Here is an 11,357-nt window from a genome sequence, read left to right as displayed (position 1 = left end):
ATTGTGCGCCCTGTTTTTCGTATGACTTTGTTATAATGGAAAGAAAGGGAACAGGATGGTGACACATGGTTCAACTCTCTTTAAAGCGAAAGATGAAAGTGTTATTTGTTATGGATCGACTGCAAGACGACGATTTCGGCGTACCGCTCAGTGGACATCTCGGATTAAAGCTTTCCCATCTGTTATTAAAAGAGTCGATTCCACTCGGACGTCTCATCCAAGATCAGACCGTCGCTGAAGCGATTGGACATTCTTACTTAAAACGAATCGGAGTCGAAACGATGTTCACGGGTGAGGAATCTTATTATCCAGACCTACTCCGTGGCAACCGTCAACTGTTATCGACAGACGAGGATTATTATAAAACGGTGCAACGCTACGCCAAACATCTATTAGCGGTTCATTCGAAATGTACGAAACTACATACCATTGTCTTATTCGGACGATCGACGCAACGTCTGTTTTCAGACGCGCTCATCCGTCTCGAAGAAGAGAATGCGCATGTGGCTGATACGTTTCAAAACATGACCATTTTAAAAATGCCCGCTGTATCGAGAATGATACGAGATGAACGGATTCAATCGATCCGACAAACCGTAGTCGAACTTGCACCTTCGAACTCATAAAAAGAAGGTGAACTGATGCGAAAATCACGCTCCGTCGAAGAGATGATTCAAGAATTAAAAGAAGACCCGAGCTTTGCCAAAAACGTCCGTCACTGGCATACAGTCGATGCACGCCCGGCACAATATGCACCCATTCCAGAGCAAGTGCCGGAACAATTGACAAACGTATTGAAAAGTCGGGGAATTGAGCAACTATACACGCACCAAGCTGAAGCCGTGAAACAAACGGCTGCTGGTCATTCGACCGTCATTGTGACACCTACCGCATCAGGGAAAACACTGTGTTATAACTTACCGGTACTTTCAAAGATGATTGAAAAACCAACAGCACGTGCGCTATATTTGTACCCGACAAAAGCGCTCGCCCAGGACCAAAATAGTGATTTGATGGAGATGGTCGAGGCACTCGAAGGGAATTTACGATGCTTTACGTATGATGGGGACACGTCTCCAGCTGCCCGAACGAAAGTCAGGGATGCGGGGAATATCGTCATCACCAATCCGGATATGTTACATTCCGGCATTTTACCGCACCACACGAAATGGATTCGTCTATTTGAAAATTTAGAGTACATCGTCGTCGATGAGTTGCACACGTATCGAGGCGTGTTTGGCAGTCACGTGGCCAACGTATTTCGTCGCTTGAAACGAATTTGTGCCTATTATGGGAGTCACCCAAAATGGATTATGACTTCTGCGACGATTGCAAACCCGCGAGAACTCGCCGAATTATTGACGGAAGAAGAAGTCGTGTTGATTGATCGGAACGGGGCGCCACAAGGGAAGAAACACCTCGTCTTCTACAATCCTCCCGTCGTCAATGAGGCGCTCGGAATTCGAAGAAGTGCAACGCTTGAGACGAAACGAATCGCGTCGAAGCTCGTTGAAGCGAACATCCAGACCATCGTCTTCGCACGTTCACGTGTCCGAGTCGAGGTGCTTCTGACGTATTTACAAGAACTGACACGACGTGAACTCGGACCAAAGTCAATCGTCGGGTACCGAGGAGGTTATCTTCCTTCTGAACGACGCGAGATTGAACGGCGCTTACGAAATGGCGAAATCAAAGCAGTCGTATCGACGAACGCGTTAGAACTCGGTGTGGATATCGGTCAATTGCAAGCATGTGTCCTCAATGGCTATCCTGGAACCGTCGCCTCACTCTGGCAACAAGCGGGTCGTGCCGGTAGACGTCACTCGGAATCACTCGTCGTATTCGTCGCATCGTCTTCCTCTCTTGATCAGCTCGTCGTCGAACAGCCGGACATGATTTTAGACCGTTCGCCGGAAGCGGCTCGTCTTGACCCGAACAACTTGATCATTTTAGTCGACCACATGAAGTGTGCCGCATTTGAACTACCGTTTCAAAAAGGAGAGCGTTTCGGAACGGTCGACACAGAGGATATTTTAGATTTCCTGACAGACGCACAAGTGCTACACGAACGAGCGAATAAATACTATTGGATGACCGATTCATTCCCGGCGCACGATATCTCCCTTCGGACGAGCGACCAAGAGAATGTCGTCATTGTCGACCAAACCGCGAAGCATCAAGTAATCGGTGAAATGGATACGTTCAGCGCGATGACCTTGTTACATGATGAAGCCATTTATTTACACGGAGCTGAACAGTATCAAGTCGAGAAATTAGACTTTGAAGAGAAAAAGGCATTTGTCCGTCGCGTCGATGTCGACTACTATACGGATGCGAATCTGGCAGTAGAACTAAAAGTGCTTGAAGAGAACAAAACGGATGGTGCAAAAACGTTTGGCGAAGTGTCGGTCATTGCGATGGCCACGCTCTTTAAAAAAATCAAATTCGGGACGCATGAGAATATCGGGTCAGGCCCGATTCATCTTCCGGAGCGAGAACTGCATACGACGGCGACATGGTTCACATTGGATGAACGCTTTGCTTATTCGGAGGCAGATCTCGAAGATCAACTCGAAGCGGTCAGTGACTTATTCAGACGGCTTGCCCCGCTCTACCTTATGTGTGATACGCTCGATTTATTTACAACCATTCAAATGAAGTCGACTCATACGAATAAACCGACAGTCTATTTATATGACCGCTATCCTGGTGGCATCGGTCTCAGTGAGGCGCTCTATAAAGATGCAGACATGGTGCTCGAGGCAGCAGAGCGGACGGTATCGGATTGTCCTTGCGAGAGCGGATGTCCTCGCTGTGTCGGTATGATTGGATATGGAGACTTCAAGCATCAGGTCATCCGTCAGTTACAAGCTTTGAAAGGATCGTTATGAAAGCAAAATTATCAAGATTGATTAAAACGAAAGAACCTGTCGAACGTCCGCGCGTTGCTTCACCTGATGAAGTGGAACAACAGAAATGGACTGAACAAGGTGGGGAAATTTTAACGTTCGAAGGAGAATGGTGTGTCCGCATCCGAAACACCTATCCGCTTGATGAGATTTATCACGACTATGCGTTCGGAGACGCCAGACAAATGATGCAGAAAACGAATCATCCGTTTTTCGCGGTCGACCTAAAACCAGATCAAGTCTTGTTTATGGATACAGAGACGACCGGGTTACGTGGGTCCGGAACGTCGATTTTTTTGATCGGGTTTGCACGGATTCGTGCGGAACAGCTTGAAATGATTCAGTATGTCTTGCCTCATCCTGCCTTTGAGACTGCCTTTTATTATCATTTTCTACAGGACATCGGGGATGAGGTACGGTTCGTCACCTATAATGGAAAGTCTTTTGACTGGCCACAAATCAAAACGAGACATACGTTTGTTAAATCACGTGTAAAAGCATTGCCTACCGTCGGTCATGTCGATCTACTACATGCGGCAAGACGGTTGTTGAAACCGAGATTAGAATCGGTGTCGCTCAAAGCGGTCGAAACGTATTTCGGTCACGGACGGACGGACGATCTACCTGGATTTTTAGCTCCGATGCATTATTTTCAGTACGTCAAAGAGCGCAACCCTGAGATTCTCATGCCGGTCCTTGAGCACCATCATGCGGATTGTTTGAGCCTCGTCTCTCTTTACACGCGACTCAGTCAACTCGTCATGACTCCTGAGACCGATTTCGGAGAAGAGCGTGCGCATTGGTTACATGACCTAGGGGAGCAGGAGCAGGCGCTTAAAGAATTCGAACAGCTATCTGACCCTTCGAAGCGAGCGGTCATGCGGCAAGCGCTCTTATTGAAACGAACAGGTCGTATGGAGCAAGCAATCCCGCTCTTTGAATCGTTGCATACGATTGAAGGGTACGTGGAGCTCGCCAAGTACGCAGAGCATAAGCAGAAGGACGTCGCACTCGCGATTGATTACACGGAACGAGCCATCGAACTGCTCGAGCAAAAGCGCACCGTTTTGCGTCAAACCGTTAATCGCGAGAAGGCCGAGCTCGAACATCGGCTTGCCCGTCTAGAAAGGAAGCGATCATGAAAGTTGTAGCCGTCACAGGATATCGTCCCCATGAACTTGGGATTTTCAAAGCGAACCATCCGGGGATCGACATCATTCAAGAAGCTTACCGAAAAAAAATCCTGGAAGTCATTGAATTAGGTGCTGAATGGTTCATCTTTAGTGGAACGAACGGTTGTGAATTATGGGCCGGACAAGTATTGTTAGAGTTAAGAGAAACATATCCGATTAAAATTGCGGTATTTCCTCCGTTCTTAAATATGGACGAACGCTATAAACCGTTCGAACAAGAATTGTTTGTTCAACTTCAACTCGAAGCAGATTTCTTTGAACCGTTGACGCAACGTCCATATGAGGATCCGAGTCAATTACGCGCAAAAACTGCATTCTTTTTAGATAAAGCAGAAGGATTGATTACCTTGTATGACGAAGAAACGGAGGGAAGTCCCCGTTTTCTAGTCGAAGGGGCTCGGCGAAAGCCGAATATGGAGGTCTTTCTCATCACACAGGAAGATTTACGTGTCATTGAGGAAGAAAAACAATGGGAACAACAATGGGAGTGATACAATGCAAACCGAATTAACGGCAGAGGCAATTTATAAACAAGAATTTAAAACGGCATTACGAGGCTACTCGCAAGAAGAAGTCGATCAATTTTTAGATGTCGTCATCCGCGATTATGAAAAGATGGCGAAAGAAATCGAACGGCTTCAGAAAGAAAATGATTCATTGCGTCGCGAATCGGCACCAGTGGCAGAACCTACAAAACCAGCGCAACCCGTTGCGTCGAACTATGATATGTTGCGTCGCATTTCAAATCTTGAAAAAGCAGTCTTCGGAAAGCAAGTGGGGCCAAGCGAATAAGGAATAGGGGGTGGAGTGAATGTTGCAAGTGTTAACGGCTACGGAGAAACAACCCGTTAAACAACAGACAAGAAAGCTGTTTCGAACGAAAGAAGAAGTGATGAAAGCACCGACAAGCTATACAGATCATCTCGTCGAAAACATCAGGCACACCTGTCGATTTGATTGGATGATGATTGAACAAGTCGAATTTGGCGAGGACCTCGTTCATTACGTGCTCGTCGGGCCGAAAGGTGTATTCTTGATTCAATTAAATCGAACTCCAGCCCCTGTCCATTTAACGAATCGCGAGTGTCGGACGGAGACGTCTATGGGATGGAAGCATATCTACCCACATCCTCTCACAGAGCTAGAGCGAATGACGAAACAAGTGCGGACACGGTTGAAAAAGGAGTGTGGGCAAGCGATTCCGGTCTATTCTTTCTTGATCTTCCCCGAGACGGAACAGTTGAAGCTTAAGCGGGTCAAGGCAAATTGTGGTGACTCTTTCGCATTCGTCAATCAGGTCATCAGCAAAACAAATCTTGAGACGTTGACAGAACCGCTCGTTAAACAAATTGCCTACTATTGCTCTGAACGACAAGTACATAAATAAGAAGAAGGCCAAATATTGTATTTGGCCTTCTTCTTATTTCAAGAGTTCTCTTGCCTTTGCCGCATCGTCACGATGAACGAACAGTGCGACACGGTCGTCTAAGTTTTTCGCGAGCGGTTTTAATAACTTTCCGGTCGGAAGTCCTTGCTCGATGCGACAGGTGATTCCCTGTTCTGTCAGGTAATGATAGTCACCTAGAAGTTCTTCCCCTTGTTTCCCGAACGCTTCACCGAAGCGAATCCATTTTAAGTTCCGAATCGTCCGAATCGTCACTAAAATGACGAATAAGATGGCAAGCACAATGATGAATAATGTTTCCAACGCATTCAACCCCTTCTTTACACAAGTTTAATAGGGTGGCGAGTTGAAAGCAATACGAACTGAACGTTATACTAAAATGGAAAAGAGGGGATTATATGAAAAAACCGATTCAATCGAGACGAGAGGCCATCTCGCTTCTTGAAAATCAGCAAGTACTCTATATTCGCATTCACAATGGGCAAACGGGCATGATCAAGTCGACGGAGGAGGGCATTATCGTTGCCATCCCGAATGAGGAGACTGACAAGATTGATTTTCGAAAGCTAGAAGATATCGAAGCGTTCGAAGCGTTTTATGATTTGACGCTCTCAAAACCAGGTATTCTGTACGTAAATGTTGAAGAATAAATGACATGGAGAGCTTCACCAATTCGGTGAGGCTCTCCATTTATAAACTTTTAAGATGATGGAAGCCAGACGGCCAACTTCTCTTGCAGCGGTTTTAGACGGACGTGATGTTGCTTGTGCAATAAATAACCGTCCGGACGAATGACTAAAATACCACGTTTCATAAACAGGGACTTGGCGAGTTCATTCCCTTGGTCGAAAAATGGACGACTCGTCTTCGACAAGGTGATGGTCTGAATGAACGGATGATGGTGATTTAAGTACTCATAGATTGACGTCAAATCACGTTTGCCATCGTCGAAAACGAGTACTTGGAAGCGACCGTCGGCAATCTCTGAAATCTTCGTCCGGAATCCATCATCTGTTCGTAAAATTTCCGTCTCTGGGAATATCTTCCCTTCTGCGACGCGGCGAAACGGCATGCGTAGCGTTTTTGGATAGGATAGATGAAGTTGAGAGATCCGTTCCGTGATTTTTTGATTGACGAGATTGACGCGAGTGAAGACATCTGCCCCAATCGCTTGAAACGGTAATAGCATCGGCAACGTCGTCTGGAGCATCACAGTCGCGACATTTGTCGTCTGAAGTACATTTTTGGCAACATGCTCACGCTCATTTCGATATGTTGAGACGACTTGATGTGGTGCCCCCGTCTTCAAATGGAGCCATAGCTTCCAGCCTATGTTGAATGCATCTGCAATCCCGGTATTCATTCCTTGTCCCCCGACCGGTGAATTGATATGGGCGGCATCACCCATTAGAATGACGCGATTATGGATGAACGTATCGACCATCCGGTTATGAACCCGAAAGAGCGAGAACCATTCGACATTGTGTATGTGAACGGGCATATGACTACGTTGCTCCACGAATTGTTGGAGGTCTGATTCGACAAACGACTCATCGGTCCGTAGGTTTCCTGTGATTCGAATCGTTTCATCCGTGAGTGGAAATACTTCGAGCACCCCTTGGTCCGAGAAGAAAATGTGAACCTCTTCGCGAGAAATCGGCCAATCGGCTTTCAAATCTGCCAATACCCACGCCTCTTTGAACGACTTTCCACTGAATGGGAGGGCGAGCATTCGACGAATCGAACTATTGGCGCCATCAGCAGCAACGACATACTTCGCTTCGACCGAACGATGAGTTCCGCCTTCAGCAGTCAAATGAGCGATTGTACGCGATGGATATTGAGTGATGGAAGAGAGTGATTCTCCACGCTTCACCGAGTGACCATGTTTTTTTAAGGCCCGTTCTAGAATTTCTTCTGTTTCATTTTGACGAAGTAGTGTCACGAACGGATAAGGGGTGACAAGTTTTGAGAACTCGAGCTTTGCGGTCCATTGACCTGAGAAGTAGAGATTCCCTCGCTCAATCGTCCGTGCCCGTTCGAGCACTTCTTGTGCAACATCCAAACGAGAAAACACTTCGATTGTACGCGGTTGGATTCCGATGGCTCGAGAATTATCCGACGGGGTCGTTTTTCGATCGATGATTTGAAATGATACGCCATATCTGGCTAAGGTGAGGCCGAGTGTTAGGCCGGTTGGTCCGGCTCCAACGATTAGTACATCCACTTGTTCGTCCAAAGTGATCAACTCCTATCATTAATAATGATATTTCCGACATTGGCAGCGATTAAACGAAAAGTGGGGTATAGAACGGTATAGGATATTCGATGACGGAAGGTGAGTGAACAGTGTGCAGCCATGGATCAAAGAAAAGCAAATTCGAGATAGCTTTACAATGGAAGAAGATTATGAACAGACGGCAGCGGTTTTGATACCGCTCGTTGAAATAGAAAAAGAGTGGCACGTCGTCTTTGAAGTACGTGCCCATACGATGCGACAGCAGCCTGGGGAGATTTCATTTCCCGGTGGACGACTTGAAAAAGGGGAGACGCCTGTCGAAGCAGCCGTTCGAGAAACGTGTGAGGAGCTCGAGCTTGACTCCAGTCAAATCGAAGTCATCGGTAAATTGAGGCCGCTCGCCACGCCTCATCGACAATTGATTTATCCCTTTGTGGGCATGTTGGCGGAGTTGCCGACCGTAAAAGAGACAGATGAGGTCGATCATTTGTTTACGGTACCGGTATCCACCTTGCTCATGATTGACCCGTTTCATGGGGAGATGGAATGGACGATGAACCCAGATCAAAATATTCCGTTAGACCGATTGGCGAATGCTAAAGCGTACAAAAAACGGGTAATAAAAATGAGAGAACCTTTCTATGAACATGAGGACTATATCATTTGGGGACTTACTGGAAAATTTTTGACACAATTTATTCAACGCATAAAAGAAAACGTATTCAAACCGACATAATTTCGTTATAATGATAGAAACAAATTTAGATTGGAAGTGAATGGGTGTGTCTGAAGAATTCCTCGTAGGTGATATCGTGAAGTCGACTCGTGAAGGATGGGTCGCAGAAGTGACCGCCGTACTGACCAATACTGTAATCGGAGACGTATCGATTATGGAAGAGTTCCAACAGCTCGGACTCGAGTTTGAGAAACAAGTTTTACTAAAATCAGAATTAGAATTGATTGAACGCGCCAGCTGACCTTTTTTCCGAAAGGGATGATTCAGGTGTCCATTGACAAAAAAGTACGTGAATGGCAAGAGGCGGGTTTGTTAGATGAAGCGACCGGTAAAAGACTAGTCGACTATGAACATAAACAACGGGCGGCTAGTGAGCAACATGATCACAAGCCGCCTGTTTTAGTCATTGTCGGTTCAATTTTACTGGCACTCAGTCTATTCAGCTTCGTCGCAGCCAATTGGCAGGCGATTCCCGACCTTTTGAAGATTGGATTATTTCTCATTTTTATGGTTGGGTTTTATGTGTTTGCCGAACGGGTCAGATTGAAAACCCCAAGGTACGTGACATTATTACGAGTACTAGGATTCGTCTTTTTTGTAGCGACCATGGCGGTCATCTTTACAACGTATAATCTGTCCGGACAGTTGACGTTTCTATTTTGGATTCTGTTCACAATGGCAGTCCTTCACCGAATCCTATATAAACACATCATCTTTTCGGTGATTTCCGCGATCACCGCATTTATGGCCGTAACGAACAGTTTCGAAAGTCTCGGATTGACGTTGATCGGATTTGCACTCATTGTGACATGGGTATGGTTCCATTTTGTAGAGGAATCGTTAGACCGAACGTTCGCTTGGCTTACCTTTTATGGCATTCTTAATATCTTTGGACAATATGTCGACTATGAAGGTAGATTATGGCCACTTTGGTCTCTTGTTATACTACATGTGCTGCTTCTCATTTATCGAAAACAAGCTGCATGGCAAGCTTCATATTTGTTCGTCGCAGCCATCCTCTCCATCGGTTATTTGGTGAACGTCACGGAAAGCTGGCTCTCTCAAAGACCGCCTTCGATCATAGAGGCTACGCTTTTATCCATTGCGCTCGTTGCCGTCTACTTGATTCATCGTCGGAGCGATTTGATGTGGGTAAGTTTGCTCGCGGTCATCCCGTTTGCGTTGTTCGAGGACTCTGGTGTTCTTTTGGCGGTATTAATTGAAGTGATTGCATTGGCTTATCTCGTTCGTCAAGACATGACGAGACAACGAACCATCTTTGCCTTCATCTATTTCTTAGTCGTCCAGATGACGATTTATTTCATTTACGTTTGGGACCGTCTCGATATATCTCTCTTCTTTTTGATTGGTGCACTGATCGTCTTTGCGTTGTCACTCGGATTATGGTGGCGTAATCGTACGAGAAGGGATGTGACGACATGAAACGATTGTCTACGTGGATCATTCCTGCTGTCCAAGTTATGATTGCGATTTTGTTTGTCATTCTTGTTTATGCCATCTCGTGGGTGGGAGAGACATACACGTTCAAGGGTACCTCGTTCGAACCGTATGATCCGTATTTTGGGGACTCGATTTATCTTGAATATGATGAATTCGAAGGTCGTCATAATGTGGAGACGGGCACCGTTTATGTCTCGTTCGAACAAGGGGATGATGGATTTGCTGTCATCGATCGAGTCGAGTCAAAACCGTTTTTCGGAGGAGTGCGCGCGAACTATTATGACCGTAACCTTTATATAGAAGAAATGGGGTCGTATCGTGTCCCTCTAGATGAAGTGGATAGAATCGAGGGTGAAAAATCGTTCACAGTGGAAGTTGATGTTGCACCGTGGGGGATGCTCAGATTGCATGATTTAAAGCCAATTGAATAAGTAAACCGCATGACAGGGAGATTACAGGTTTGTTACAAGACTTATTGTAACGAATCTGTAATTTTTTTTGTGAAACCTAGTAATGGCAACGTTTTTTGCAATTGTTACAATCTGTAACCACTTTTGAAGTCATATGTCAGGAATGTTTCACTTCGTTGAAATGGCTACTCGAATGTGACGGGTCGTGGTAAATTAACATCTGTTCGTTACATAACGAGAAAGGTGATGACCTTACTACGATGAAATTCATTAAATATATGATTCTATTTGGAACCGCGATGATGGGGATGTTCACATTTGTCGATCAAGCAGATGCTGCTCAGATCGGAATCGGGACAGAACAGAAGATCGTCCAAAATCCTCTTGAACTTGAACGACAAGCGATCGAAGAAGAACGACAAAAAGAAATCGCTCGTCAAAAGAAAATTGCTGAAGAAAAACGCATCGCTGAAGAAAAGCGTTTAGAAGCAGAACGTCTCGCTGCTGAAAAAGCGAAAGCGGAAGCAGAGAAAGCAAGACTTGCTAAACTCGAAGCAGAGCGTAAAGCGGAAGAAGCGCGTAAAGAAGCAGAACGTGCGGCGGCACAACAAGCAGCGGCTTCTTCGAGCAAGAAAACAACGGCAACACCGGTGTCTACGTCGCCGAATAAGAAAGTCATTACAGTCGAATCGACAGCATACTCGAATGATGTGGCTGATAACAAGGCGTATGGCGGTCGTGTCTTAACGGCAACCGGTCATGATGTCACAGATTCAATCTACTATAATGGGATGCGAATTATCGCCGTCGATCCGGCCATTATTCCATTAGGTTCTAAAGTCCATATTCAAGGTGTCGGTGACGCGATTGCCCTTGATACAGGCGGCAGAATCAAAGGACATATCGTCGATTTACTCGTCGATTCAAAACAGGATGCCATCCAGTGGGGGCGTCGACATATTCAAGTTACGCTTTATTAATGATGAGGTTCTCCGGAAGGAGAG

Annotated in this window: 14 protein-coding genes; 12 read left to right on the top strand and 2 right to left on the bottom strand. The window is 45.8% G+C overall.

The annotated features are described in order from the left end of the window. The first annotated feature begins 65 nt into the window (after window positions 1-65). Genes PJK55_RS04195 through PJK55_RS04170 form a run of 6 tightly spaced genes read left to right on the top strand, consistent with a single transcriptional unit; the run spans window position 66 to window position 5,489 of the window. Complete coding sequence (locus tag PJK55_RS04195) at window positions 66-626, top strand: hypothetical protein (RefSeq protein WP_271304931.1); 561 nt, start codon at window positions 66-68, stop codon at window positions 624-626. Window positions 627-641: 15 nt separating this feature from the next. After that, window positions 642-2,891, top strand: coding sequence for a DEAD/DEAH box helicase (locus tag PJK55_RS04190; protein ID WP_214875613.1), 2,250 nt, complete (start codon window positions 642-644; stop codon window positions 2,889-2,891). Then, window positions 2,888-4,051 carry a ribonuclease H-like domain-containing protein gene (locus PJK55_RS04185; protein WP_271304930.1) on the top strand — a complete coding sequence of 388 codons (1,164 nt, stop codon included), beginning with the start codon at window positions 2,888-2,890 and terminating at the stop codon, window positions 4,049-4,051. Before PJK55_RS04190 ends, PJK55_RS04185 begins: the two co-directional genes overlap by 4 nt. Further along, window positions 4,048-4,593 (top strand): SLOG family protein, encoded by a 546-nt coding sequence (locus PJK55_RS04180; protein ID WP_271304929.1) that lies wholly within the window; start codon window positions 4,048-4,050, stop codon window positions 4,591-4,593. Before PJK55_RS04185 ends, PJK55_RS04180 begins: the two co-directional genes overlap by 4 nt. Before the next feature lie 4 nt (window positions 4,594-4,597). Further along, entirely contained in the window at window positions 4,598-4,894 is a 297-nt protein-coding gene (gene gpsB, locus PJK55_RS04175) for a cell division regulator GpsB (RefSeq protein ID WP_214691933.1), read from the top strand. Window positions 4,895-4,913: 19 nt separating this feature from the next. Continuing rightward, window positions 4,914-5,489 (top strand): NERD domain-containing protein, encoded by a 576-nt coding sequence (locus PJK55_RS04170; RefSeq protein WP_271304928.1) that lies wholly within the window; start codon window positions 4,914-4,916, stop codon window positions 5,487-5,489. A 33-nt stretch (window positions 5,490-5,522) separates the two neighbouring features. Here the strand turns inward: PJK55_RS04170 and PJK55_RS04165 are convergent, their stop codons facing one another. After that, window positions 5,523-5,810 (bottom strand): hypothetical protein, encoded by a 288-nt coding sequence (locus tag PJK55_RS04165; protein ID WP_214691937.1) that lies wholly within the window; start codon window positions 5,808-5,810, stop codon window positions 5,523-5,525. Between the two features lie 95 nt (window positions 5,811-5,905). Here PJK55_RS04165 and PJK55_RS04160 point away from each other — a divergent pair, with 95 nt between their 5' ends. Beyond that, complete coding sequence (locus PJK55_RS04160; RefSeq protein WP_271304927.1) at window positions 5,906-6,157, top strand: hypothetical protein; 252 nt, start codon at window positions 5,906-5,908, stop codon at window positions 6,155-6,157. A 50-nt stretch (window positions 6,158-6,207) separates the two neighbouring features. Here PJK55_RS04160 and PJK55_RS04155 read toward each other — a convergent pair whose 3' ends face one another. Beyond that, on the bottom strand, window positions 6,208-7,746 hold the full coding sequence (locus tag PJK55_RS04155; RefSeq protein WP_271304926.1) for an FAD-dependent monooxygenase: 1,539 nt from the start codon (window positions 7,744-7,746) through the stop codon (window positions 6,208-6,210). Between the two features lie 112 nt (window positions 7,747-7,858). Here PJK55_RS04155 and PJK55_RS04150 point away from each other — a divergent pair, with 112 nt between their 5' ends. The 5 genes from PJK55_RS04150 to PJK55_RS04130 all read left to right on the top strand — a co-directional run bounded on the left by PJK55_RS04150 (window position 7,859) and on the right by PJK55_RS04130 (window position 11,333). Then, window positions 7,859-8,482, top strand: coding sequence for an NUDIX hydrolase (locus PJK55_RS04150; protein ID WP_224860765.1), 624 nt, complete (start codon window positions 7,859-7,861; stop codon window positions 8,480-8,482). A 40-nt stretch (window positions 8,483-8,522) separates the two neighbouring features. Continuing rightward, entirely contained in the window at window positions 8,523-8,723 is a 201-nt protein-coding gene (locus PJK55_RS04145) for a DUF2187 family protein (RefSeq protein WP_012726121.1), read from the top strand. Between the two features lie 17 nt (window positions 8,724-8,740). Continuing rightward, the gene (locus tag PJK55_RS04140; protein ID WP_271304925.1) at window positions 8,741-9,925 is read left to right on the top strand and encodes a DUF2157 domain-containing protein; all 1,185 of its coding nucleotides are present in this window, start codon (window positions 8,741-8,743) and stop codon (window positions 9,923-9,925) included. Next, on the top strand, window positions 9,922-10,374 hold the full coding sequence (locus tag PJK55_RS04135; RefSeq protein WP_271304924.1) for a hypothetical protein: 453 nt from the start codon (window positions 9,922-9,924) through the stop codon (window positions 10,372-10,374). Before PJK55_RS04140 ends, PJK55_RS04135 begins: the two co-directional genes overlap by 4 nt. A 239-nt stretch (window positions 10,375-10,613) precedes the next feature. Next, window positions 10,614-11,333: a 3D domain-containing protein gene (locus PJK55_RS04130; protein WP_271304923.1), complete on the top strand. Its 720-nt coding sequence runs from the start codon at window positions 10,614-10,616 to the stop codon at window positions 11,331-11,333. Window positions 11,334-11,357: the final 24 nt, after the last annotated feature.

This window comes from Exiguobacterium sp. MMG028, assembly GCF_027947425.1.
GTDB lineage: Bacteria > Bacillota > Bacilli > Exiguobacteriales > Exiguobacteriaceae > Exiguobacterium > Exiguobacterium aestuarii_A.
Note: the sequence above shows the minus strand (reverse complement) of the source record. Positions and strands in the feature narration are given on the sequence as shown.

Excerpts from the sequence above, each read along its gene's own strand:
- PJK55_RS04145 (WP_012726121.1), top strand. The coding sequence starts at position 8,523 with ATGGGTGTGTCTGAAGAATTCCTCGTAGGTGATATCGTGAAGTCGACT.
- PJK55_RS04135 (WP_271304924.1), top strand. The coding sequence starts at position 9,922 with ATGAAACGATTGTCTACGTGGATCATTCCTGCTGTCCAAGTTATGATT.
- PJK55_RS04130 (WP_271304923.1), top strand. The coding sequence starts at position 10,614 with ATGAAATTCATTAAATATATGATTCTATTTGGAACCGCGATGATGGGG.
- PJK55_RS04190 (WP_214875613.1), top strand. The coding sequence starts at position 642 with ATGCGAAAATCACGCTCCGTCGAAGAGATGATTCAAGAATTAAAAGAA.
- PJK55_RS04160 (WP_271304927.1), top strand. The coding sequence starts at position 5,906 with ATGAAAAAACCGATTCAATCGAGACGAGAGGCCATCTCGCTTCTTGAA.
- PJK55_RS04140 (WP_271304925.1), top strand. The coding sequence starts at position 8,741 with ATGATTCAGGTGTCCATTGACAAAAAAGTACGTGAATGGCAAGAGGCG.
- PJK55_RS04170 (WP_271304928.1), top strand. The coding sequence starts at position 4,914 with ATGTTGCAAGTGTTAACGGCTACGGAGAAACAACCCGTTAAACAACAG.
- gpsB (WP_214691933.1), top strand. The coding sequence starts at position 4,598 with ATGCAAACCGAATTAACGGCAGAGGCAATTTATAAACAAGAATTTAAA.
- PJK55_RS04180 (WP_271304929.1), top strand. The coding sequence starts at position 4,048 with ATGAAAGTTGTAGCCGTCACAGGATATCGTCCCCATGAACTTGGGATT.
- PJK55_RS04185 (WP_271304930.1), top strand. The coding sequence starts at position 2,888 with ATGAAAGCAAAATTATCAAGATTGATTAAAACGAAAGAACCTGTCGAA.
- PJK55_RS04195 (WP_271304931.1), top strand. The coding sequence starts at position 66 with ATGGTTCAACTCTCTTTAAAGCGAAAGATGAAAGTGTTATTTGTTATG.